23 protein-coding genes are annotated in these 22,328 nt (G+C 67.7%); 15 read left to right on the forward strand and 8 right to left on the reverse strand.

All coding sequences use genetic code 11. The features are described from left to right. Positions 1-38 precede the first annotated feature (38 nt). Both AC07WJ_RS29530 and AC07WJ_RS29535 read right to left on the reverse strand, forming a co-directional pair. Complete coding sequence (locus tag AC07WJ_RS29530; protein WP_494938289.1) at positions 39-764, reverse strand: GntR family transcriptional regulator; 726 nt, start codon at positions 762-764, stop codon at positions 39-41. Positions 765-809: 45 nt separating this feature from the next. Beyond that, a complete protein-coding gene (locus AC07WJ_RS29535) occupies positions 810-1,385 on the reverse strand; it encodes a VOC family protein (RefSeq protein ID WP_494938290.1) in 576 nt (191 codons plus the stop codon). Positions 1,386-1,585: 200 nt separating this feature from the next. On the opposite strand from AC07WJ_RS29535, the gene AC07WJ_RS29540 reads away from it, so the two are divergent. From AC07WJ_RS29540 to panB, 13 genes are all read left to right on the forward strand, one after another. Then, a complete protein-coding gene (locus tag AC07WJ_RS29540; protein WP_494938291.1) occupies positions 1,586-3,760 on the forward strand; it encodes an alpha-ketoacid dehydrogenase subunit alpha/beta in 2,175 nt (724 codons plus the stop codon). A 37-nt stretch (positions 3,761-3,797) separates the two neighbouring features. After that, a complete protein-coding gene (locus tag AC07WJ_RS29545; protein WP_494938292.1) occupies positions 3,798-4,754 on the forward strand; it encodes a 2-oxo acid dehydrogenase subunit E2 in 957 nt (318 codons plus the stop codon). Positions 4,755-4,787: 33 nt separating this feature from the next. Next, positions 4,788-5,843, forward strand: a complete 1,056-nt coding sequence (locus tag AC07WJ_RS29550) for a histone deacetylase family protein (RefSeq protein WP_494938293.1) — start codon at positions 4,788-4,790, stop codon at positions 5,841-5,843. A gap of 45 nt (positions 5,844-5,888) precedes the next feature. Next, complete coding sequence (locus AC07WJ_RS29555) at positions 5,889-6,275, forward strand: RidA family protein (RefSeq protein WP_494938294.1); 387 nt, start codon at positions 5,889-5,891, stop codon at positions 6,273-6,275. 28 nt (positions 6,276-6,303) lie between these two features. After that, entirely contained in the window at positions 6,304-7,731 is a 1,428-nt protein-coding gene (locus tag AC07WJ_RS29560) for an amidase (protein WP_494938295.1), read from the forward strand. A 52-nt stretch (positions 7,732-7,783) separates the two neighbouring features. Further along, positions 7,784-8,626 (forward strand): shikimate dehydrogenase family protein, encoded by an 843-nt coding sequence (locus AC07WJ_RS29565; RefSeq protein ID WP_494938296.1) that lies wholly within the window; start codon positions 7,784-7,786, stop codon positions 8,624-8,626. 28 nt (positions 8,627-8,654) lie between these two features. Further along, the gene (locus tag AC07WJ_RS29570; protein WP_494938297.1) at positions 8,655-9,575 is read left to right on the forward strand and encodes an aminotransferase class IV; all 921 of its coding nucleotides are present in this window, start codon (positions 8,655-8,657) and stop codon (positions 9,573-9,575) included. Positions 9,576-9,577: 2 nt separating this feature from the next. Then, positions 9,578-10,342, forward strand: a complete 765-nt coding sequence (locus tag AC07WJ_RS29575; protein ID WP_494938298.1) for an SDR family NAD(P)-dependent oxidoreductase — start codon at positions 9,578-9,580, stop codon at positions 10,340-10,342. Positions 10,343-10,566: 224 nt separating this feature from the next. Then, entirely contained in the window at positions 10,567-10,941 is a 375-nt protein-coding gene (locus tag AC07WJ_RS29580; protein ID WP_494938299.1) for a nuclear transport factor 2 family protein, read from the forward strand. A 530-nt stretch (positions 10,942-11,471) separates the two neighbouring features. Beyond that, on the forward strand, positions 11,472-12,512 hold the full coding sequence (dusA, locus tag AC07WJ_RS29585) for a tRNA dihydrouridine(20/20a) synthase DusA (protein WP_494938300.1): 1,041 nt from the start codon (positions 11,472-11,474) through the stop codon (positions 12,510-12,512). Between the two features lie 68 nt (positions 12,513-12,580). After that, positions 12,581-13,210, forward strand: coding sequence for a glutathione S-transferase family protein (locus AC07WJ_RS29590; RefSeq protein ID WP_494938489.1), 630 nt, complete (start codon positions 12,581-12,583; stop codon positions 13,208-13,210). 147 nt (positions 13,211-13,357) lie between these two features. After that, positions 13,358-14,212, forward strand: a complete 855-nt coding sequence (locus tag AC07WJ_RS29595; RefSeq protein WP_494938301.1) for a sulfite exporter TauE/SafE family protein — start codon at positions 13,358-13,360, stop codon at positions 14,210-14,212. 55 nt (positions 14,213-14,267) lie between these two features. After that, positions 14,268-15,134, forward strand: a complete 867-nt coding sequence (panB, locus tag AC07WJ_RS29600; protein ID WP_494938302.1) for a 3-methyl-2-oxobutanoate hydroxymethyltransferase — start codon at positions 14,268-14,270, stop codon at positions 15,132-15,134. Positions 15,135-15,151: 17 nt separating this feature from the next. On the opposite strand, the gene AC07WJ_RS29605 is transcribed toward panB, so the two are convergent. The 6 genes from AC07WJ_RS29605 to AC07WJ_RS29630 all read right to left on the reverse strand — a co-directional run bounded on the left by AC07WJ_RS29605 (position 15,152) and on the right by AC07WJ_RS29630 (position 19,460). Further along, complete coding sequence (locus tag AC07WJ_RS29605) at positions 15,152-15,457, reverse strand: Dabb family protein (protein WP_494938303.1); 306 nt, start codon at positions 15,455-15,457, stop codon at positions 15,152-15,154. 146 nt (positions 15,458-15,603) lie between these two features. Then, entirely contained in the window at positions 15,604-16,005 is a 402-nt protein-coding gene (locus AC07WJ_RS29610; RefSeq protein WP_494938304.1) for a DoxX family protein, read from the reverse strand. Between the two features lie 127 nt (positions 16,006-16,132). After that, the gene (locus AC07WJ_RS29615; protein ID WP_494938305.1) at positions 16,133-17,659 is read right to left on the reverse strand and encodes a bifunctional metallophosphatase/5'-nucleotidase; all 1,527 of its coding nucleotides are present in this window, start codon (positions 17,657-17,659) and stop codon (positions 16,133-16,135) included. A gap of 98 nt (positions 17,660-17,757) precedes the next feature. Continuing rightward, positions 17,758-18,474, reverse strand: a complete 717-nt coding sequence (locus tag AC07WJ_RS29620; RefSeq protein ID WP_494938306.1) for a retropepsin-like aspartic protease family protein — start codon at positions 18,472-18,474, stop codon at positions 17,758-17,760. Next, a complete protein-coding gene (locus tag AC07WJ_RS29625; protein WP_494938307.1) occupies positions 18,471-18,659 on the reverse strand; it encodes a DUF1289 domain-containing protein in 189 nt (62 codons plus the stop codon). Before AC07WJ_RS29625 ends, AC07WJ_RS29620 begins: the two co-directional genes overlap by 4 nt. An 18-nt stretch (positions 18,660-18,677) precedes the next feature. Continuing rightward, entirely contained in the window at positions 18,678-19,460 is a 783-nt protein-coding gene (locus AC07WJ_RS29630) for an adenosylcobinamide-GDP ribazoletransferase (RefSeq protein WP_494938308.1), read from the reverse strand. A gap of 129 nt (positions 19,461-19,589) precedes the next feature. Here AC07WJ_RS29630 and cobT point away from each other — a divergent pair, with 129 nt between their 5' ends. Together cobT and AC07WJ_RS29640 are read left to right on the forward strand one after the other, a co-directional pair. After that, on the forward strand, positions 19,590-20,624 hold the full coding sequence (cobT, locus tag AC07WJ_RS29635; protein WP_494938309.1) for a nicotinate-nucleotide--dimethylbenzimidazole phosphoribosyltransferase: 1,035 nt from the start codon (positions 19,590-19,592) through the stop codon (positions 20,622-20,624). A 161-nt stretch (positions 20,625-20,785) separates the two neighbouring features. After that, complete coding sequence (locus tag AC07WJ_RS29640) at positions 20,786-22,171, forward strand: serine hydrolase domain-containing protein (RefSeq protein WP_494938310.1); 1,386 nt, start codon at positions 20,786-20,788, stop codon at positions 22,169-22,171. Positions 22,172-22,328 lie beyond the last annotated feature (157 nt).

Raw genomic sequence — 22,328 nt, forward strand, 5'->3', positions numbered from 1 at the left:
GCGCGCGAAACCGGCGCGGGTCAAAGGAGCGGCGCGTGTCAGCGCCCCGCTTTCCGTCCACGCGGCTTGGTCTCGAAAATATCCTGGTGGCGCTCGAGCTCCAGGCGGGTGCGCCGGATATGGCCGTAGAGAATGCGCTCGGCTTCCTCCGGGTCGCGGCGCTTCAGGGCTTCGATCAGCAGCCGGTGCTCGTAATGGACGAGGCGGAGCCCGGCGACGCCCATGACGGTGGCGAAGGCCCGTCGGTAGTGCTGGGTCGAATTCCAGAAGCGCTCGATCATCCCCTTGAGCCTCGGCATGTCGGCCGGGCCGTAGCTGATCAGGTGGAATTCGCGGTCGAGCCGGATGAAGTCCTCGATGTCGGCGGTCTCCTCCATCAACGCGGCGAGTTCCTCCATCCGCGCCAGGGCTTCACCCGACAGGGCACGGGTCCCTTCACCGAGCGCCAGGGGCTCGAGCCGCTCGCGCATCTTGTAGACCTCGATACATTCGGTGAGGTCGAGCTTGGCGACCCAGGCGCCGCTGTTCGGCACAAGGATGATCAGCCCTTCGCTTTCCAGGCGCTTCAATGCCTCGCGAACCGGCAGGCGGCTGGTGCCGAACTCGTCGGCGAGCTCTTCCTGCCGGATGCGCGAGCCCGGCGCGAACCGGCCGCCGAGGATCGCCGCGCGAATGGCCGCGGTGACGCGCTCGCTGGCGACCGGCGAGGTGGCGGACGGATCCGATGGCTCGAAATCAGAGGTCGGAACAGGCGAATCGGTCATGCAGAAACATTCCGGACAGGCTCATCGTGGAGCCATGCGGCTCCGTCAGAGCTGCGGGAGGGCAGGATGCCATAGCCGCTCCGGCCTGTCGCGCTCATAGGCCTTGCCGGCGGGATAACTCACGAGCTCCAGCTGCATGCCCCAGGGCGCCAGGAAATACACCCAGGTCTGGCCGGCGCTGGGGCCGCTGTCGCGCACCGTCGGTTCGCCGAGCACGCGCACGCCGTGGGCCTTCAGATGATCGACCGCCGCCGCGATATCTTCGACATAGAAGGCGAGGTGATGCCCCCCCACATCGGAATTCCTGGGCTGCCGGCGCTTCTGGTCCGGGGCGTCATATTCGAAGATCTCGAAGTTCGGACCCGTGCGGCACCGCAGGAACTTCAGCCGCTTCATGACCGCGCGCGGATGGACGTCGAGATGATCCGCCATCCACGAATCCGCGGCACTGAACGGGCCCAGTTCATAGAACGGCTCGCAGCCGATGACGTCGACGAAAAAGCCGATCGCCTGATCGAGGTCGGGCACGGTGAAGCCGATATGTTCGGTGCCCCGAAGCCCCGGCAGGCCCTGCGAGGGGGTGGGTCCGGATGGGTTCGGTCTTGATGGTGTCTGGGGCATGGCGGCTCCGGTGATGCGGGTTGGCGAAATGACACGTCGATCATGATTGGATCCATATAATCCAATAGAAGGATTTCAATGCAACAAAAAATGCTTCATTGGATCCATTGGCTTGACAGAGCAACCTTTGCCTGGCTATCCCTGTCGCCAGTGACATGCGCTCGGCCGTTCGCCGCGCGGGGATGTTCTCGGGGGCCGCGATGGCAAGATCGACGACGATGCGCAGCGAGGCGCCCTGGATCGGCTTCGAAGCCTCGAAGGCCGACTGGTCCAAGGCGGATGGGGCAACGCTGAAGACGGCGCTGACCCAGCTGCATCTGATCAGGGCCTTCGAGGAGGCGGTCCTGCAATTGGCCGGCGAGGGGCTGGTCCATGGGCCCGCGCATTCCTCCATCGGGCAGGAAGGCGGCGCGGTCGGATCCATTTTGGCATTGCGGACCGACGACCAGATCAATGGATCCCATCGCGGCCATCACCAGTTCCTGGCCAAGTCGCTGCTGCAGGTGGCACCCGATGGCCTCGACCCGCAGGGGTCGTTTCGCGGACCGATCCGCGACCTGATGAAGCGGTCGCTGGCCGAGATCCTGGGGCTGGCCCAGGGCTTCTGCCGGGGACGCGGCGGCTCGATGCATCTGCGTTGGGCTGAAGCGGGCGTGCTCGGCACCAATGCCATTGTCGGCGGTGGCGTGCCCTTGGCCGCGGGGGCCGCCTGGGCGCACAAACAGGCCGGCACCGACACGGTGGCGGTGACCTATTTCGGCGACGGCGCGGTCAATATCGGCTCGGTGCTGGAGACCATGAATCTCGCCGCCGCCTGGAAGCTGCCGCTGTGCTTCTTCATCGAGAACAACGGCTATGCGGTGGCCACCACGGTTGGCGAATCCACCGCCGAGCCGCGCCTGTCGTCGCGCGGCCAGGCCTTTGGCATTCCCGCCTGGCGCGTCGACGGCATGAACCCGCTGGCGGTTCACCTCGCCATGAAGGCGGCGGTCGCGCATATGCGTTCGGGCGCCGGCCCGACCATCGTCGAGGCCGAGGTCTATCGCTTTTTCCACCAGAACGGCGCCTTTCCCGGCAGCGCCTTCGGCTATCGCTCCAAGGAGGAGGAGGCGAGCTGGCGCCTGCGTGATCCCCTGGATCGTGCGGCCCGCGAGATGATCGCGCTGTCGCTGATCACCGAAGGTGAGGTCGCCGATCTGCGTGACCGGAGCCAGGCGCTGATGGCGGAGCTTGCCAACGAGTTGACCGAGCCGACCGCCGGCAATCGGCGCCGTATTCCCGGCGAGCTCTGGCCGTCGGCCGATTTTCGCGACGTCGGCATTCGCGGCGATCTCGCCGAACTCGCCGGCGCCCGGACGAGCGAACTCGAAACCTTCACGGGCCGCGTCACAGAACGCAGGTTTGTCGATGTCATCGCAGACGTCATCGCAAGGCGCATGGAGACGGATCCGGGCGTGGTCGTGCTCGGTGAAGACATTCATCGCCTGAAGGGCGGCACCAATGGCGCGACGCGCGACCTGAAGGATCGTTTTCCAGACCGGGTGCTCGGCACGCCGATCAGCGAGAACGCCTTTTGCGGGCTCGGCGGCGGCATCGCCATGGACGGCCGCTACAAGCCGATCGTCGAGTTCATGTATCCGGATTTCATGTGGGTGGCGGCCGACCAGGTGTTCAACCAGATCGGCAAGGCGCGCCACATGTTCGGCGGCGACCTCGCCGTGCCGCTGGTGCTGCGCACCAAGGTGGCGATGGGCACCGGTTATGGCTCGCAGCATTCCATGGACCCTGCCGGCCTGTTCGCGACCGCGCCCGGCTGGCGCATCGTCGCGCCCTCGACGCCGTTCGACTATGTCGGGCTGATGAACACGGCGCTGGCCTGCAAGGACCCGGTGCTGGTCATCGAACATGTCGATCTCTATAGCGCCAGCGGACCGGCACCGGCCGAGGATCTCGACTATCTCATTCCCTTCGGCAAGGCCGCCATCCGCCGCGTCGGCAGCCGGGCCACCGCGCTGACCTATCTCGGCATGGTCAGGCGGACGTTGGAGGCGGTCGACGAGCTTGGCGCCGATATCGAGGTCATCGATCTGCGCACCCTGGATCGCGCCGGGCTCGACTGGGAGACGATCGGCGGTTCCATCGTCAAGACCAATCGTGTCGTCATCGTCGAGCAGGGCGCGCGCGGAACCTCCTATGGCGCCTGGCTCGCCGACGAGATCCAGCGCCGTTTCTTCGACTGGCTCGACCACCCGATCGAACGGGTGACCGGCGGCGAAGCTTCGCCGAGCATTTCGAAAGTGCTCGAGCGCGCCGCCTTCGCCGGCACGCCGGAGATCGTCCGGGCCTTGGCCGACATGCTCGAACCCCAGGCCTGACGTCATGGTTTCCATTCCGGCAGCCGACAGCCTGGACTTGACCGCGCGCCGTCCCATCGCGCCCAAGTTCGGCGCCGCGCGCTTGACCCTGCCGGGCGATGGGCCACGCATGTTCGCGACGCCGCTGGCGCGCCGGCTGGCCCGCGATCGCGGCATCGATCTGGCGAGCTTGCGCGGCAGCGGTCCGCGCGGCCGTATCGTCAGCCGGGATGTCGAGGCCTCCAGTGAGGTCGCGCGGGCAGCACCTCTCGCAGCCTCCGACGGAGCCGGGCTCTCGTCCATGCGGGTGCCGCTGCCGGCCGATGAAATTCCGCATCAGGCGGTGCCGCATACGGCACGGCACCTGGCCAATATGTCGGTGCTTTCGGCGAGCCAGCGCGATGTTCCGCATGTCTCGCTTTTGGCCGATTGCGAGCTGGACGCGCTTCTCGCCCTGCGCGCGAAGCTCAATGCCGGCCGCGCCGCCGAGGCCAGGCTGTCGATCAATGATTTCGTCGTGCGCGCCACAGCGGTGGCCCTGCTGCGGGTGCCGGATTTCCACGTCATGTGGACCGAGGCGGCGCGCCTGCGGCTCGAGCGCGCCGATATCGCGGTGGCGGTCGCGACCGAGGCTGGTCTCATCGCGCCGGTCGTGCGTGATGCCGGAAGCAAGCCGCTATCGGTCATCTCCGCCGAGATCCGCGGTCTCGCCGCACAGGCCCGCACGGGGCGGCTCGCGCCGATCGACGAACAGGGCGGCGCGATGACGGTGACCAATCTCGGCATGCGCGGCGTGCGCCAGTTCACCGCCATCGTCCGTCCGCCCCAATCGGCCATCCTGGCGGTGGGCGCGGCGCGGCGGTGGCTGCGCCTGGACGAAGGCATCGTCGGTGAGAGCCAGGTGGTCAGCGTGACCTTGTCGATCGATCACCGGGCGATCGACGGCGCGGTCGCGGCCCGCTGGTTGGCCGAATTCAGGGGCCTGATCCAGATGCCCTTGACCATGCTGGTGTGATCAGGTCCGCCGACCAGGACGAGGAGACGAACCATGCATATTCTCCATTCCGACACGCATGTCCTGCACGTGCCGGGCGACGTGATGCGGCTCGGCGTCTATCGGCCGGGCCGCGACCTGCCCGAGCGCGTCGACGTGCTGCGCGAGGCAGCACTTGCCGCCGGTCATCGCCAGGTCCCGGCGAACCAGCACGGCCTTGCGCCGATCGCCGCCGTCCACTCGCCCGAATATCTCGATTTTCTGGCGGTCGCTTATGCCGAGTGGAGCCGCCTGGAGGGTGCGTCCCCGAACGTTTTCGCCAATATTTTCCCCGTGCGCGACATGGTCGGTGGCTATCCGACCTCGATCGTCGGGCGCGCCGGCTATCACATGCACGACCAGTTGGCGCCGATCGGGCCGGGCACCTACGAGGCGGCGGTGGCGTCGGCCAATCTGGCGGCGGATGCGGCCCATCGCGTCCTGGCCGGCGAGGCGGTGGTCTATGCGCTCTGTCGGCCCTCCGGCCATCACGCCTATCGCGACATGGGCGGCGGCGCGACCTATCTGAACAACGCGGCGATCGCGGCGCAGTATCTCCGCCGCAAGGTCGAGCGCGTCGCGCTGATCGATATCGACGTGCATCATGGCAACGGGACGCAGGGGATTTTCTATCACCGCTCCGACGTCCTGTTCGTCTCGCTGCATCGCGACCCGACCGATTATCATCCCTATTTCGTCGGTCATGGACATGAGCGCGGGGCCGGCGAGGGGCTTGGCTACAACCTCAATCTGCCACTCGCCGCCGGCGCCGACGACACGGTCTATCTGCAAGCCCTCGATCAGGCCTGCCGGCGCATCGAACGCTTCGTGCCGGATGCGCTGGTCGTGTCGCTCGGGCTCGATGCTCATGCCGAGGACCCCAGCATGGGGCTCGGCGTCAGCCATGACGGCTTCCGGCGGATCGGCGAACGGCTCGGCGCGCTCAGCCTGCCGACCGCGCTGATCCAGGAGGGCGGCTACAACATCGCGACGATCGGCCGTTCGCTCGGCGAATTCCTGGCCGGCTTCGTCGCCCGGCACGCCGTTCGGCCCAGCCCCGACGCGGGCTGACCGGCGGCTCATTCCCTTTTTCGGATTTCAACAGGACGCCCGACCATGAGACATCTGATCGCCGACGACATCGCTCCGCCCTTCGGCAATTACAGCCATGCCGTCGAAATTCCGCCGGCTGCGCGGATCCTGTCGATCGCCGGCCAGGTCGGCGTCCACCCGGACGGTCGGGTCGCCGAAACGGCGGAGGAGCAGACCGAAGTGATCTTCGCCAATATCGAACGGGTGCTGGCCAAGGCCGGGATGACGCTGAAGGACCTGGTCAAGCTGAACTTCTTCGTGGTGTCGCGCGCCGATCTGCCGGCCATCCGCGCCGTGCGTGACCGGGTCCTGGGCACGCCGGCGCCGGCCCTGTCGCTGGTGCTGGTCGCAGCGCTCGGCCAGGAGAGCTGGCGCCTGGAGGTCGATGGCGTCGCGGCCCGCAAGGATTGACGAGACCGGACCGGCAGGGATCATCGAGATGAACGATCAATTGCACCATTGCGACGCGCTCGGCCAGGCGGCGCTGATCGCCGCGGGCGAGGTCTCGCCGGGCGAGCTTCTGGACGAGACGATCCGCCGGATCGAGCGGATCAACCCCACCGTCAATGCGGTGACGATGACCCTGTTCGACCAGGCGCGCGCCGCGATCGCGCGGGGCCTGCCGGAGGGGCCGTTCCGCGGTGTGCCCTTCCTGGTGAAGGACTTCTACTGCCATGTCGCGGGCACGGCGACCACCAATGGGTCCCGGCTGTTCCGCGACAACATCATCGACCACGACAGCGAATTGACGCGGCGCTACCGGCAGGCAGGCTTCGTCCTGGCCGGCAAGACCAATGTGCCGGAAATGGTGACGATCGGCACGACCGAGCCGGCGCTCTACGGCCCGACGCGCAACCCCTGGGCCTCAGGCCATTCGGCCGGGGGCTCCAGTGGCGGCGCGGCCGCGGCGGTGGCGGCCGGCCTGGTCCAGGTGGCCCATGCCAATGACGGCGCCGGCTCGACCCGCATCCCCGCTTCGTCCTGCGGCCTGTTCGGCCTGAAGCCGTCGCGCGGCCGGATCACGCTCGGCCCGGATGTCGGTGAATCCATGGGCGGCATCACCGCCGAGCATGTGGTCTCGCGCTCGGTCCGCGACAGCGCGGCCGTGCTCGATGCCACCCATGGCGTGCTCGCCGGCGACCCCTATGTGGCGCCACCGGTCGAGGGCACCTTCCTGGCGGCGCTCGGCCGGCGCGACCGGCCGCTGCGCATCGCCGTCTCGGACGACGCCTTGTTCGCGGTCGATGTCGACCCGGCCTGCCGGGCCGCGGTGCGCGAGGCCGCCAGCCTGCTCGAAAGTCTCGGCCATCGGGTCGAATGGACGGCGCCCATCATCAATGGCGAGGCATTTCGGGCGGCATTGCGCAATTTCTGGCCGCTGACCGTGACCCGGGCCATGGCGGCGACCGCCGCGGCCCGCGGTGTTTCGATCGACGATCTCGCCTCCGGTCTGGAACCGCTCAACCAATATCTGGTCGAGCTCGGACGCCAGCGCCTGGCATTCGACTATATCGGCGATCTCGTCACCTTTCAGGGACTGACGCGGACGCTCGGCCGGTTCCTGGAGAGTTACGATATCTGGCTGACGCCGACATTGGCCTTCCCGCCGCCAAGGCTTGGCCATTACGATGCGGCCGTGGTCGGTGGCGCCGAGGCTTTCGGGCGCGTCATCGCATCCTTTGCCTTCACCGCGCCCGCCAATGTCACCGGCATCCCCGCAGCCAGCGTGCCCTTCGCGGTGACGCCTGACGGTTTGCCGGTCGGCATCCAGATCGCCGCGCGGCTCGGTGCCGAAGCCGCGCTGTTCCGCCTGGCGGCGGAGATCGAAGAGGCCCGGCCCTGGGGCCACCTCTATCCGCAGCTCTGAATCACAGGTCCGGCGGTCCTCGCCGCCGGCCGAAACCCCGAAAGGACGGGCCGTGCAGATTTCCGGCACCACGCGCATCGTCGGCCTGATCGCCGACCCCATCGGACAGGTTCGCACGCCGCAACTGCTCAACAGCATCTTCGCGGAGCACGGCGTCGACGCCGTCGCCATCGGACTGCATGTCGGGGCGGAAGGGCTCATCGAGGCGTGGCGCGGCCTGGCGCGCCTGCAAAATCTCGCCGGTTTCGTCGTCTCGATCCCGCACAAGCCGGATGCGGCAGGACTTTGCGACGTGCTCGGCCCGTCCGCTGCGCAGGCCGGAACCGTCAATGCGGTCAGGCGCGAGGCCGACGGCCGGCTGGTCGGAGAGACCTTCGACGGCACGGGTTTCGTCGCCGGGTTGCAGGCCGAGGATGTGGCGATCGCCGGCCGCCGCGTCCTGTTGCTCGGATCGGGCGGCGCCGCGGCGTCGATCGCCTTCGCCCTGGCCGGATCCGGCGCCGCCGCCATCGAGATCGTCAATCGCACGCCGGCGAAAGCCGCGGGTCTGGCCCAGCGGCTCGGCCGCGCCTATCCGCGTCTCGTCGTGAGCACGGCATCATCAGCGGGGCCGGGCGCCGACCTGATCGTCAACGCCACGTCCCTCGGGCTTGCCCCGGACGATCCCTTGCCGGTCGATCCGGCGGTGATCGGGCCCGGTACCTGCGTCGCCGAGGCGCTGATCGCGGCGAGCCCGAGCGCGCTCGCCCGTGCCGCCATGGCCCGTGGTGCCCGCCATCTGGATGGCAGGCCCATGCTGAACGGGCAGGTCATGCTGCTGCTTCGCCATATCCTGCCCGAGAGCTTCCCCAGCGCCGGGATCGCTGCGGCGCCCGCCGCTGCACGTTCCGCCTGACCTTCCGCCAACCCGTCACGAGGCTCCCATGACCGTCGCGGCTCAATCCTCAAGCCCCTTGTCTGAAGGCGTGGCCTTCATCGACGGCCACTATGTGCCGCTCGGCGAAGCCCGCATTCCGATCACCGACCGCGGCTTCGTCCGCTCGGATGCGACCTATGACGTGGTTCACGTCTGGAAGGGCCGGTTCTTCCGGCTCGACGATTATGTCGACCGCTTCTACGCCTCGATGGCCGGCCTCCGGATGACCTTGCCGTGCTCGCGCGAGGACCTGATCGAGATCCTGCATCAATGCGTCCGCCGCAGCGGCCTTCAGGATGCCTATGTCCAGATGACCTGTACCCGTGGCGTGCCGCCGCGCGGCAGCCGCGATCCGCGCCTGTGCCAGAACCGGCTCTATGTCTTCGCGCAACCCTTCGTGTGGATCGCCAATGACGCGCAGCGGCGCGACGGACTAAGCCTGATCATCGCGACGCCGGAGCGGATTCCGCCCGAATCGGTCGATCCCCGCATCAAGAATTTCCATTGGCTCGACCTGACCATGGGTATTTTCGAAGCCTATGATCGCGACGCGGTCGTGGCCGTGCTGCCCGACCGGGACGGCAACATCACCGAGGGCGCCGGCTTCAATCTCTTCGCGGTCAAGAATGGCCGCCTGCTGACGCCGGATCGCGGGGTTTTCGAAGGCATGACCCGGCGCACCGTGATCGAACTTGCCGCCGAGTTGCAACTGCCTGTCGAGACCCGCCCGATCGCCGCGTCGGAATTGCGCGACGCGGACGAAATCTTCCTGACCAGCACCGCCGGCGGCATCATGCCGGTGACGGTTCTCGACGGCAGGTCGCTCGGCGACGGGCGACCCGGGCCCCAGTCGCGCCGGCTCCACGATCTCTATTGGCAAAGGCATGAAGAGGGGTGGCTCGCCACCCCCGTGAACTACGGAGCCTGATCATGTCGCTCGGCGAGGCAGTGGTGCTGGTCACCGGCGGCACGCATGGCATCGGGGCGGCTTGTGTCAGACGCCTCGCCGGCGTCGGCGCGCGCGTCGTCTTCACCGGCCGTGACGAAGCCGCGGCGGAGGCCCTCATGGCGGAAGCCGAGGGCGCCCGGTTCGTCGAAGGCGACGCAGCCAACGAAGACGATTGCGTTCGCGCCGTCGCGTTGGCCCTGGACATCGGTGGCGGGCGGATCACCGGGCTCGTCAACAATGCCGGCATGGGCGCGCGACAGACCTTCGCGCAATCGACGCTGGCCGACTGGGACCGGATCATGGCCGTCAATGCGCGTTCGGCTTACCTTTTTACGCGCCATGCTCTTGCCGGGCTGGAAGCCGGCCAGGGTTCGGTCGTCATGATGTCTTCGATCGCCGGCAAGGTCGGCGAGGAGGGGCTCGCGCTCTATACGGCCTCGAAGGCGGCCCTGATCGGCTTCACCCAGGCCCTGGCCCTGGAGATCGGTGCCAGAGTTCGTGTCAACGCCATCTGTCCGGGCCAGATCGAGACCCGGATGATGGCAAGGACGCTCGCCTTGCCGGGTCGGCGCGAATTGCTGCAGAGCCGGATCCCATCGAACCGCCTTGGAACACCTGAGGACATTGCCGAGGCAGTGTTCTGGCTGCTCTCGCCGCTGTCGTCATTCGTCAACGGCACCGTCCTGACGGTCGATGGTGGCGAGACGGCCGGACTGAAGAACCCGGCGGAGCCGATCGCCTCCTGATCGGTCTGCAGCCTCGCTCGGGGGCTTGCACGGGTGCGCTTGTCGGGTTCGCGCGGTGACGCCTCCAGCCGCTTGTCGCCATCTCGACGAGAGGGAGGCGCGCGCCGATCGCATCGGCCCCGCCGAGCGGCACAGCCCCTCCCATTGCGGCCGATGCATGCCGGGCGCTTGTAAGGTAGAGGTTGTCTCGGAGAATTCTTGGCGCCAGGGCGAGGAGAGAGACATTGGCAAAGACGATGACGGTGGAGCGGGCGACCGCATTCGGGTCGGCCTGGAACAGCGGCGATCCGGACCTGGTGACCAGCTTCTTCACTGCCGACGGCGTCTATCACGCCTCCGTTGGCCCGGACCGGCTTGGCAAGACCTATCATGGCACGGAAGAGATACGCCGCGGCGTGAAGGCTTTCTTCGATCGCTTTCCTGATGGCAGGTTCGAGAACCTCAGGGTTGTCGTCTCCGGCAATATCGGCACCTTCGAATGGGATTTCGTGGCGTCCTCGGCAAACGGGGAGGCGGTCAGCACGGCCGGCTGCGACCTGCTCGAATTCGAGGGCGACATGGTCGCCAAGAAGAATGCGTTCCGGAAGGCGCGCGCTTGAAGCGCGGCGTCAGCCACCCCGACGGTGGCGCTGCAAAGAAGGCTCGCCATTCGCCTCCCTCTGGAAGCGAAGCCCGGCACGCCCGCCTCGCGCGGTGCCCGCCGCGTCGCGACGATGGCGATAGCCTCTGGGCCGACGGCATTGATCCGCTGGCTTTGGGCAGCGTGGTCCGGAGCGACTGGGCGGGGCAGGGTGCCTCACATACCGATGGGGCAAGGGGCCTTGCCCGACGACGTCATGTCGACGATATGGAGGTCGCTGGGCTTGCCGATGGTTTCCAGTCGGCAAGACACGGCGAGGTTGGCCTTTCAACGCGGCCGAACTGGCGTTCGACGGTGACTGCGGTGGGGCGCAGGAATGCGGCTGGCATGGCGTCCCGGCACCGGCCACCGGACGGGCCGCGCAGGGCGCGGCGCAAGTGCCTGTGCGTCGGATGTACACCCGGCCGTCGAGCGGTGGCGAACAGCGCGCGCGAGACCGCAGGAGCGAGTGCATGCGAAGCGGTTCAAGGATTTGAAGATCGAATAAAAATGAAGCGATTTCAGATGGATAAATTCGCCATTGCACCGATGATGGACTGGACGGACAGGCATTGCCGGTTCTTCCATCGTCTCATGACGCGTCGTGCCCGGCTCTATACCGAAATGGTCACGGCCGGCGCGGTGATCCATGGCGATCGCGAAAGGCTGCTCGGCCTGTCCTCGCAGGAACATCCGGTGGCGCTGCAGCTCGGCGGCTCCGATCCGGCGGCGCTCGCCGAGGCCGCGCGCATCGGCGAGGGTTTTGGTTATGACGAGATCAACCTGAATGTCGGCTGCCCGTCCGACCGCGTCCAGGGCGGCCAGTTCGGCGCCTGCCTGATGGCGACCCCGGCGCTGGTCGCCGATTGCGTGGCGGCGATGAAGGCGGCGGTCGGCGTGCCGGTGACGGTGAAATGCCGGATCGGCATCGACGACCAGGATCCGGAAGAAAGCCTCGATGCGCTTGCCGACGCGGTGGTGCCGGCCGGTGTCGACGCGCTCACCGTGCATGCCCGCAAGGCCTGGCTGAAGGGCCTGTCGCCGCGCGAGAACCGCGAGATCCCGCCGCTCGACTATGGCCGGGTGTTCCGCCTGAAGGCGCGGCTTCCGCATCTGCCGATCGCCATTAATGGCGGTATCGCCACGATCGCCGAGGCCAAAGCCCTGCTGGAGCCTCGCGACGGTGTCACGCTCGACGGCGTCATGCTCGGTCGGGCCGCCTATCAGGATCCCCATATCCTTGTCGATGTCGACCCCGAGATCTTCGGCGAGCCGGCACCGGTGGCCTCGCTCGACGCGGTGGTCGAGCAGTTGATCCCCTATGTCGAGGCCGAACTCGGCCATGGCGTAAGGCTCTCAGCCATCACCCGCCACATTCTCGGCCTCTACCAGGGCGTTCCAGGCGCGCGTGCCTTCCGCCGCCATCTCAGCACCGAGGCGGTGAAGCCGGGAGCCGGCATCGCGGTGATCCGCGACGCGCTCGCACAGGTGACCACGGGGCGCCGAGAGCGCCAGGAGCGTGCGGAGGAGCGCGTCGCCAGCGCCGCCTGATCTCTCGCCGGATGACGGTTGGCAGGCGCCGGGCCATGGTGTTTGCTGCCGAAGTTCCGGAGCGCGCGATGATCAAGGTCCATCACCTCAACAATTCCCGTTCGCAGCGTATTCTCTGGTTGCTCGAGGAACTCGGCCTCGACTACGAAATCATCCGTTACGAACGCGACCCCGCGACGCGCAAGGCGCCGGCCGCCCTCAACGCGGTCCATCCCCTCGGCAAGTCGCCCGTCATCGACGATGGCGAGATCGTGCTGGCCGAGTCGGCTGCGATCATCGAATATCTGCTGGATCGCCACGGCACGGGCGATTGGGCACCGGCGCGGACCGCCAAGAGCTGGCCGCGCTATCTCTATTGGATGCATTTCGCCGAGGGCTCGGCGATCACGCCGCTGCTGCTCCGGCTCTATCTGAAACCGGTCGGTGAGCCGGCCGTGCCCATGCTGGCGGCGGTCGAGGCCGAGATCAGGAAACTCCTGGACTTCGTCGAGGCCGAGCTGGGCGACAAGCCGTTCTTCATGGGCGACCAGCTGACGGCCGCCGATATCCAGATGAGTTTTCCGCTCGAGGCGGTGCGCCTGCGCGGCGAGCAGGCCTTGGCCTATCCCAGGATCACCGCCTTCCTCGCGCGCATTCATGCCCGGCCGGCCTATCAGCGCGCGCTGGAGCGCGGTGGCCGCTACGACGTGATCCGTTAGCGCGCGGCGGGCGTAATTCGCGGCGGAGGGCCCGCTCGGGCAGTTCCGCCATGCGCTGCGGGCTCTTGAAGCCGGCGGCGGTGGAGTCCAGTGTCCGCCGCGATCGCAGCCGCGCAGCTTTTGGCGCGCTTTTTGCCTAAGGTTCTCATGTTTTTCGGTGTTCCCTACGATCAATTGGCCATTCTGGCCGTTGGTCTTCTCGGTGCTGGTGCAGCCACCGGCATTCTCGCGGGCGTTTTCGGTGTCGGCGGCGGCGCGGTGATCGTGCCGGTCCTCTACGAATTGTTCGGCGTCGTCGGCGTACCGCTGGAGGTGCGCATGCCGCTCTGTGTCGGCACTTCGCTCGCCATCATCATCCCGACCTCGATCCGCTCGTTCCAGGCGCACAAGGCGCGCGGCGCCGTCGATCTCGACGTGCTGAAGGCCTGGGCCGTGCCGGTCATCCTGGGTGTCGCGATCGGCAGCTTCATCGCGCGCTACGCGCCACCCGCCGTGTTCAAGGCGGTGTTCGTTTTCGTCGCCGGCCTGTCCGCGTTCCGGCTCCTGACCGGCAAGGAGCTGAAATTCGGCAAGGGCATGCCGGGCAAGGCAGGCATGGCGGCCTCCGGCGGTGTCATCGGCGTGTTGTCCAGCCTGATGGGCATTGGCGGTGGCCAGCTCGGCAATCTCGTGATGATGGCCTATGGCCGCTCCATCCATAACGCCATCGCGACCTCGTCGGGGCTCGGCGTGCTGATTTCGATTCCCGGCGCCATCGGCTACATCTTCGCCGGCTGGTCGAAAGCCGCGGAATTTCCCGGCGTCGCCGCGCTCCAGTTTCCCTTCGCGCTCGGCTATGTCTCGCTGATCGGCTTCCTGCTGTTCATTCCGACCTCGATCTGGACCGCGCCGCTCGGCGCGCGTCTGGCCCACGCCCTGCCGAAGCGCCGGCTGGAAGTGGCCTTCGGCCTGTTCCTGCTGATCGTCTGCCTGCGCTTCCTGTGGGACTTCATCGCCCGTTAGGACGATTGAACGAGGTTGCGCGGCACCGCGGGCTGGCGCCGCAAGGGAGGCATCGATGAGCCATATCGCACCATCCACCGAGGAGCGCGTCACCGTTCCGCTGGTCCAGCGCTGGAAGGACGAGGGCCGCCGCCTGGTCATGACCACCGCCTATGACGCGGCCACCGCCCGGATCGCCGACCCCGTGGTCGACATGATCCTGGTCGGTGACAGCGTCGGCAATGTCTGCCTCGGCTTCGACAACACGCTGCCGGTCAGCATGGCCATGATGAACCATCATCTGGAGGCGGTGACGCGCACAAGGCCACGTGCGCTCATCGTCGCCGACATGCCCTATCTGAGCTTTCATCTCGGCGCCGAGGACACCTTGCGCAATGCCGGCGGCTTCATGCAGCGCGGCGCCGGCGCGGTGAAGCTCGAGGGCGGGGCCAAGCGCCTCGACATGGTCCGCGCGCTGGTCGATTGCGAGATCCCGGTGATGGGACATCTCGGCCTGACGCCGCAAAGCGTCAACGTCATGGGCGGCTTCAAGGTGCAGGGCCGGGCGGAGGATGACGCGCTGCGCCTGCTCGACGACGCCTGCGCGCTCGAGGCGGCGGGCTGCTTCGCGCTGGTTCTGGAAGGCATTCCGACCGAGCTTGCCGCGCGTGCAACCGAGGTGCTGCGCATCCCGACCATCGGCATCGGCGCCGGCCCGCTTTGCTCGGGCCAGGTGCTGGTGTTCCACGACGTGCTCGGCCTGCTGCAGGGGCACAAGGCGAAATTCGTGCGCAGCTATGTCGACGGTTTCGGCATTCTGCAGGACGGCTTGTCGCGTTTTGCCGAGGATGTACGCAGTGGCGCCTTTCCCGCGCCCGAGCAATCCTACCGCCTTCCGGAGGCGCTGCATGCCGCGGTTGCCGGCTGGGCGCCGCGTTCGTAAGTCCCGGGCCGGGCCGATCAGGCTTTGCGGACGGCCGAGGCGATGTCGAAATCCGCGGCCAGCCGCACTTCGCGCAAGGGGCGGGCGAGCCTGATCGCCTCTTCATAGAGCGGGTGGGCCTTGTAGGCCGTAAGCTCTGCCTGGCTGTCGAACTCGCCATAGACGACGACGTCGATATCGTTGCCGAGCTGATCGGTTTTCTGATTGCGCGCAACCTCCAGGTGGCGCGCATGCGGGATCCGGGTGAGACAGGCGAGGCCGTCGACGATCCCGTCGATGTCGGCTTTGTCCTTCGCGCTGAACAGAACGATGTGGCGGATCATGGCGGACCGATGCGTGCGGTGAAAACGGAGCCCTGGCTATCACGCCGCCAAGCCGAAGCAAGGCCAATATTGCTCTCGTTGTCGTGCGGCCGCGGCGCGCCCGCCAGGCCCCTTTGGAGCCGGACGGCGCGCCGGGTCTCGATCGGCTAGGCTTGCCGGGTCTGCTTGTCGATCGCCCAGGCGCCGGCGCCGGCTGCCGCGATATAGAGGAACACGAAGCAGTAGAGCACGGCGGCATCGCCATTGTTCAACAGCGGATAGAAGCTGCGCGGAGCGTGGAACATCCAATAGGCGACCGCCATGTCACCGGCCAGGATGAAGGCCACCGGGCGGGTCAGGAAGCCGACCAGCAGCAGCAGGCCGCCGACGATCTCGATGACGCCCTGCCACCAGAACAGCGAAAGGAAGGCCGGATAGCCGCTGGCCGGCGCGGCCGGGAAGCCGAAGAATTTCTGCGTGCCATGCGCCAGGAAGATCAGTGCAACGACGATCCTCAAGACGCTCAGCAGGTATGGCGCAAAGCGCTGGGCGCTCGAACCCAAATCCATAGTCAGCTCCTGTCATGCGTACTGCCGCCGAAAGGGCGTGACGCGCCCGGCCATATTGCGCAGCACAACGGCCTTGTCTGCGGCCTGACGGGATTTTGATCGGCGCGTTACCGGGCTTTCGCAGGCTTCAGCGCAGCACGATGCGCCCGTCCACGGCCGCCGCGATGGTCCCCAGCTTGCGGGCATGGACCATCACGTCGGAGGCGACCAGCTTGCCCTTCAGGTCGGCGTCGCGGACACGGGCGCCGAGCATGCCGTAGCCGTCGCCGCCGCGCAGCATGAAGTCGTTGGTGGCCACCGTGTAGATCCGCGCCGGGTCGAGCGGCGCGCCGCCGACGGTCATGGCGACGACCCGGTCGCCGGCCGGCCGCGAGCGGTCGACGATCGCGGTCAGGCCGGACACCTGCGGGAAGCGGCCGGCGCGATGTTCGACCTGGCTGACGCCGTTTTCGATCGCCGCCTTCAGATCCGCACCCGAGACCGGCGCCATGACGGTGCGGTTGCCGAAGGGCAGCTCGGTCAGCACGTCGCGGCGGGTCAGCTGGTGACCGGCCGGATAGATCCTGTTGCCGCGGATGCCGCCGCCATTGACGATCGCCACGTCGGCGCCGGAGGCGGCGCGCATCGCGTCGGTGATCAGGTCGCCGATCGCGGTTTCCTGGGAACGCACGGTGGTGGTGCGGCTGTCGAGCTCGCCGGTCACGGTCGCGATGACCACGTCGAGTTCCTGCGATAGCAGTTTTTCATAGTCCTGGACCCGCGCATGGGTCTGCGGGTCGGGGGTGACGGTGCGGCTGTCATTGACCCGGAACGACGGCGTGAAGGTCACCCGCCTCTCGGCGCCTTCGCCCGATGTGCCGAGCGTCAGATCGATGGCGGTGACGTAATAGCCTTCCTCCGAGCTCTCGACCATGACGGTGCGGCCGTCATAGGTCACCGCGAGGTCGTGATCGTGACCGGTCAGCAGCACGTCGACCAGGCGCGAGCGAACGATTTGCAGGTCCTCCGCCCGGTCGGTATGGGCGCAGCAGACGATGAGATCGGCGCCGGCACGCCTGAGCCGTGCGGCCTCGCGCCGCACCGTCTCCATGGTCGGGCTGAACTTGATGTCGCCCGACGACGACACCTCGGCGGTATTGGGCAAGGCTACGCCGAACACGCCGAGCTTGACCACGCCGAGGTCGAAGATCCGGCCATCCTCGTGCCCGGGCAGCACCGAGCCGTCGGCGGCGCGCATATTGGCGGCGAAATAGGCGAACTTCGCCTCGCGCCGGCGGCTGGCATAGGCCTCGGGGCCGAAGTCGAATTCGTGGTTGCCCGGCACGAAGACGTCGGGCGGGGCGAGATTGACCAGCTCGATCGTGTGGGCGCCCTGGTCGAAACCGGACATCAGGGAGGGCGAAAACATGTCGCCGGCATGCACATAGAGCATCGGCGTGCCGCGCGCCCGCTCGGCCTTGACGATGGCGTTGAGCCGGGCAAAGCCGCCGCGGCCGTGCTCGTCGCTCATCTTGTAGATGTCGTTGACCAGCAGCAGCGTGATGTCGGGCTTGCGCGCCTCGGCGCCGGCCGGTCCGGAAGCGGTCATGCCGGCCATGGCGGCGCCGGCGCCGAGCCCGACCGTCAAGGTGTCGCGGCGAGAGATCAGGGTCATGGCGGGCTCCTCACGGGACAGGTCGATCGGCGGCGCGACCATGCTCTCCGGCGCTTGCTTCCGGCAAGTCCGGCGAGATCGGTAGCGCCGTTCTGTTGCTATTCCTTGCCGCGGAGGATCATCCGTCCGCCGCGCACCTCGTAGCCGTCGAGGCGGTCGAGAAACGTGTGGCCCAGCAGGCTCGAGCTCAACGCTTCGGGCCGGGCGACGAGAGCCCGCACCTGCCGTGCGACGATCGGGCCGACCGCCACCGTGTCGAGCGTGGTGGCGGCGGTCATTGCCTGGCCATTGGCGGTCGAGACCGGGATGTTGAACGACAGGCGGTCGACCTGGATGCCGGCGCGCCGGGCGTCGGCATCGGTCAGCACGAGCGACGAGGCGCCGGTATCCACCAGCATCGGCGTGGCGCGCGCGCCGTTGATCGCGACCCGCACGGAAAACGTGCCGCCGCGGCCTTGCGGCACGGTCACTTCGAGGGCGCCGGTGACGCCTTCGGAACCGAGCCCGGGCACGAGGTTGCCGAGGACCCGGCGGCCGACCGATTCGAACTCGAAGCGATAGGTGTAGATCACGCCGAGAAAGGCGAAGATGGCGAGCCAGGCGATGGCCGCCTGCACCGCATCGCCGCCGCGGCCGCGAAACATGCCCATGACGCTGGCACCCGACAGGGTGGCCAGGATGGTCAGGCCGATCATCGAAGCATAGTCGCCGGCATCCAGCGTGCCGGCCTCGATGCCGTTGGAACGGATGGCGACCACGACCACCGCCAGGCCAACCGCGCCGAGCAGGATCCAGAGCAGGATGCGTGAATTCATGAGGCGCTCGCCAATTGGGCCAACCGGGCCGGCAGGGCCGCCATCACCTGGCATCGCTGATCGGCGCTCAGGGACATCCAGCCGCCGATTTCGGCGAGCGTGCGGCCACAGCCCTCGCAAATCCGCGCGGTCGGGTGGATCACGCAGATCTGCACACAGGGCGTCTCGATCGAGGATGCACGCATCACGGGTTCCAGCATGGCTCAGGCAAAGATAAGCCATACCAGCAGAACGGCAATCTCCGTGCACTGCTGGGTCGCACCCGCGATGTCGCCGGTCTGCCCGCCGACATGGCGGCGGGCGAATTGGACCGCGCCGGCGGCCACGACGACCACGACACCGAGCCCGAGCATGGTCCCGAAGAAGCCGGCGACCGGCCAGGCCAGGCAGCTGAGCGCCAGCGCGGTCACGCAGCCGGCTTGCCAGGCTGCCGGTGAAGGCGTGCCGGTGGCATAGGCCGCGCCGTCGGGCCGGGCGGCGGGCAGATACACGGCAAGCGCCATGGCGGCCATGCGCGAGACGGCGCCTGCAGCGGCCAGCGCCAGTGCCGTGCGGCCGGCGCCGGCGGCGGTGACCAGGCCGGCTATTGTCGTCGCCTTGAGCATCAGGCCGATGATCAGCGCCGCCGCCCCGAACGTGCCGATGCGGCTGTCCTTCATGATGTCGAGGCGGCGCTCGACCGTCATGCCGCCGAAGCTGTCGGCAGTATCGGCCAGCCCGTCCTCGTGAAAGGCGCCGGTCATGACGATGCCGGCGCCGACACAGAGCAATGCCGCGATCATGGGCGGCCAGAGCAGGCTCGCCGGCAAGAGCACCAAGCCGGTGAGGCCGCCGAGCACCAAGCCCACCAGCGGCACCACGCGGGCCAGTTCGGCAAAGTCGGGCAAGCCGTGCGGATCGGTCTCGCCGGGGAGCGCCGGCAGTGGCAGGCGCGAGAAGAAGCGCAGTGCCTGGACGGTGTCGCGCCAGAGTTTCGGATCGGTCATGGGCTGGCCTTGGACGAAGTTGCCGAAGCCATAGGCAAAGATGGGCGCATTCGCCAGCTTGTCTTGGACACGCAGAGCCTGCTACCGCTCCGCCGGTTCGCCGCCGCCTGCCAATCCGGGATCCATGCCATGGCCTTGCCGCCCCACAATCCGTCGGGCCTTCCCTTCGACGACATCAGGGATCTTCTGGCTCACCTGCCGGAGGCCGACGCCGCGGCGATCGCCGCCGTGAGGGCGCGGGATGCCGAGCTGACCAAGCCGGCGGGTTCGCTTGGCCGGCTCGAGGAGATCGTCGAATGGGTGGCGGCCTGGAGCGCCAATCCGAAACCCAGGATCGACCGGCCGCTGGTGGCGATCTTCGCGACCGCCCATGGCGTCACAAAGCAAGGCGTCTCGGCTTTTCCCGACAGCGTCAACCGCCAGATGCTGGAGAACTTTGCGGCCGGCGGCGCGGCCATCAACCAGCTCTGCGTCGCCAATGATATCGGCCTGAAAGTGTTCGATCTCGCCATCGAAGTGCCCACGCCCGACATCACCACCGACGATGCGATGGACGAACCGGGCTGCGCCGCGACCATTGCCTTCGGCATGGAGGCGATCGCCGGCGGCACCGATCTGCTTTGCCTCGGCGAGATGGGCATCGGCAACACCACCGTCGCGGCGGCGGTCTATCACGCGCTCTATGGCGGCCGGCCCGAGGATTGGGTCGGTCCCGGCACGGGCGTCGACGGCGAGGGCCTGAAACGCAAGGCTGACGCGGTGGGCCGCGCGGTCCAGCGCAACCGGGATCACCTGGCGGATCCGCTCGAAGTGCTGCGCCGGGTCGGCGGCCGCGACATCGCGGCGCTGGCCGGCGCCATTCTGGCGGCCAGGCTGCAGCGCATTCCGGTGCTGCTGGACGGCTATGTGGTGACGGCGGCGGCGGCCATCCTGCATGCGCTCGAACCGTCGAGCCTCGATCACTGCATGGCGGCGCATCGTTCGGCAGAGCCGGCCCACGGCCGCGTGCTGGAGCGCATCGCCAAGCGGCCGCTGTTCGATTTCGGCATGCGCCTCGGCGAAGCCTCGGGCGCGGCACTTGCCTGCGGCATCGTCAAGAACGCCATCGCCGTGCACACGGGCATGGCGACCTTTGAACAGGCAAGCGTCAGCCGGAAGGGCTGACACTCCAGGCGCGACGCGCGAGGCGGCAACCTGCCGTGCGCCTCCCGGAGGTCTTCCCTGCGTCGGGCGCCGCGCGACCTGAAACCGCGTGCGCCGATGCCTGGCCATGACCTAACATGCCCTGAGCAGAGTGCGACAAGGCAATCGGAGAGGCCCGTTTCATGGATGGATGGCTCAAGGCCGGGCTCGACTACGTCCCGCGCTGGATCGACTATCAGCTGCAGCACTTCGTCCAGCCCGGCTGTGCCATCGCGGTTGCGCACCAGGGTGAGGTGGTGCTGGAGGCGGCCTTCGGCGTCGCCGATCTTTCCACCGGCGAGGCGCTGACGCCGCGCCATCGCTTCCGCGTTGCATCCCACTCGAAGACCTTCACGGCCGCCGGTATCCTGAAGCTGAAGGACCAGGGCCTTCTGCGCCTCGACGATGCCGTCGGCGGCTTTGTGCCCGGGCTGCACCCGGATATCGCTTCGGTTACGGTCCAGCAGCTGCTCTCGCACAGCGGCGGCTTGGTCCGGGACGGCGCGGATTCCGGCCAGTTCACCAATCACAGGCCCTTCCTGTCGACGGCCGAGCTCAAGGCCGACCTGACCCTCGCACCACCCTATGGGGCCGCCGAGCGCTTCAAATATTCCAATCATGGCTATGGATTGCTCGGCCTCGTCATCGAGGCGGTGACCGACGAGCCCTACACCACCTGGATCACCCGCGAGATCGTCCGGTCGGCGGATCTCTCCGAGACCTCCGCCGATATCGGCCTCATGGCCGGCGGGACGCTCGCCCGCGGACATTCCACGCGTCTTCCGCTTGGCCGCCGCCTGGTCATTCCCGGCGACAACGTGACCAATGACGTCGCTTCCGCCACCGGCTTCGTCTCGACCGCCGGCGATCTCGTCCGCTTTTTCTCACAGCTCTCGCCGATGTCGGAAGCGGGCCTGCTGTCGCCGCTCAGCCGGCGTGAGATGACACGCCGCCATTGGCAGGACAGTGAATCGGCGCTGGAGCGATATTATGGGCTGGGCACCATATCCGGCACGCTCAAGGGCTGGGACTGGTTCGGCCATTCCGGCTCGTTTCCCGGAACGCTCAGCCGCACCGCCGTCTTCCCGGCGCAAGGCCTGGCGATATCGGTGCTGACCAATGCCATTGACGGGCCGGCCCAGCTCTGGGTCGACGGTATTGCCCAGATCCTGAAGGCGTTCCACGCGGGCGGCGCTCCCGATGAGAAACTCGCCGATTGGGCGGGACGCTGGTGGATGTTGTGGGGTGCGGTCGACCTCGTGCCGATCGGCGGCAAGGTCTTCGCGTCGCCCGCGGCGCTCACTCCGCCTTTGGCCGAGGTGAGCGAGATCGAGATCTCCGGCCGCGATGCCGGCAAGGTGATCCGCGCATCGGGCTTCTTCAGCCCGGGCGAGCCGGTGGCACGCTTGCGCGACGGGCAAGGAGAGGTCTCGGAAATCCGGCTCGGCGGCACACGCCTCGTCAGCCAATCGGCTTTCGCCGAGGAGCTTGTGGCACGTTACCAGGGGGGCTCGAAGGACGGCGCCTGAGGCGCCCTGGCAGGGGCGCGTCGCGGATAATGCAACGATGCGCGCCCCAATTGATTATCGTGGGCTGACTTTAGGCCAAACAAGTCGTGGGTGCCCGAGACAAGCCCGGGCAAGACGATGCGTTGACCTCATCCTCTGCTGGACTGCGGCGGCCCTG

It is taken from the genome of Phreatobacter sp. GW821-FHT04C01 (assembly GCF_059420385.1).

Excerpts from the sequence above, each read along its gene's own strand:
- AC07WJ_RS29605 (WP_494938303.1), bottom strand. The coding sequence starts at position 15,457 with ATGATCCGCCACATCGTTCTGTTCAGCGCGAAGGACAAAGCCGACATC.
- AC07WJ_RS29550 (WP_494938293.1), top strand. The coding sequence starts at position 4,788 with ATGCATATTCTCCATTCCGACACGCATGTCCTGCACGTGCCGGGCGAC.
- AC07WJ_RS29575 (WP_494938298.1), top strand. The coding sequence starts at position 9,578 with ATGTCGCTCGGCGAGGCAGTGGTGCTGGTCACCGGCGGCACGCATGGC.
- AC07WJ_RS29610 (WP_494938304.1), bottom strand. The coding sequence starts at position 16,005 with ATGGATTTGGGTTCGAGCGCCCAGCGCTTTGCGCCATACCTGCTGAGC.
- AC07WJ_RS29570 (WP_494938297.1), top strand. The coding sequence starts at position 8,655 with ATGACCGTCGCGGCTCAATCCTCAAGCCCCTTGTCTGAAGGCGTGGCC.
- dusA (WP_494938300.1), top strand. The coding sequence starts at position 11,472 with ATGAAGCGATTTCAGATGGATAAATTCGCCATTGCACCGATGATGGAC.
- AC07WJ_RS29540 (WP_494938291.1), top strand. The coding sequence starts at position 1,586 with ATGGCAAGATCGACGACGATGCGCAGCGAGGCGCCCTGGATCGGCTTC.
- panB (WP_494938302.1), top strand. The coding sequence starts at position 14,268 with ATGAGCCATATCGCACCATCCACCGAGGAGCGCGTCACCGTTCCGCTG.
- cobT (WP_494938309.1), top strand. The coding sequence starts at position 19,590 with ATGGCCTTGCCGCCCCACAATCCGTCGGGCCTTCCCTTCGACGACATC.
- AC07WJ_RS29590 (WP_494938489.1), top strand. The coding sequence starts at position 12,581 with ATGATCAAGGTCCATCACCTCAACAATTCCCGTTCGCAGCGTATTCTC.
- AC07WJ_RS29615 (WP_494938305.1), bottom strand. The coding sequence starts at position 17,659 with ATGACCCTGATCTCTCGCCGCGACACCTTGACGGTCGGGCTCGGCGCC.
- AC07WJ_RS29555 (WP_494938294.1), top strand. The coding sequence starts at position 5,889 with ATGAGACATCTGATCGCCGACGACATCGCTCCGCCCTTCGGCAATTAC.
- AC07WJ_RS29530 (WP_494938289.1), bottom strand. The coding sequence starts at position 764 with ATGACCGATTCGCCTGTTCCGACCTCTGATTTCGAGCCATCGGATCCG.
- AC07WJ_RS29620 (WP_494938306.1), bottom strand. The coding sequence starts at position 18,474 with ATGAATTCACGCATCCTGCTCTGGATCCTGCTCGGCGCGGTTGGCCTG.
- AC07WJ_RS29560 (WP_494938295.1), top strand. The coding sequence starts at position 6,304 with ATGAACGATCAATTGCACCATTGCGACGCGCTCGGCCAGGCGGCGCTG.
- AC07WJ_RS29625 (WP_494938307.1), bottom strand. The coding sequence starts at position 18,659 with ATGCGTGCATCCTCGATCGAGACGCCCTGTGTGCAGATCTGCGTGATC.
- AC07WJ_RS29640 (WP_494938310.1), top strand. The coding sequence starts at position 20,786 with ATGGATGGATGGCTCAAGGCCGGGCTCGACTACGTCCCGCGCTGGATC.
- AC07WJ_RS29595 (WP_494938301.1), top strand. The coding sequence starts at position 13,358 with ATGTTTTTCGGTGTTCCCTACGATCAATTGGCCATTCTGGCCGTTGGT.
- AC07WJ_RS29535 (WP_494938290.1), bottom strand. The coding sequence starts at position 1,385 with ATGCCCCAGACACCATCAAGACCGAACCCATCCGGACCCACCCCCTCG.
- AC07WJ_RS29630 (WP_494938308.1), bottom strand. The coding sequence starts at position 19,460 with ATGACCGATCCGAAACTCTGGCGCGACACCGTCCAGGCACTGCGCTTC.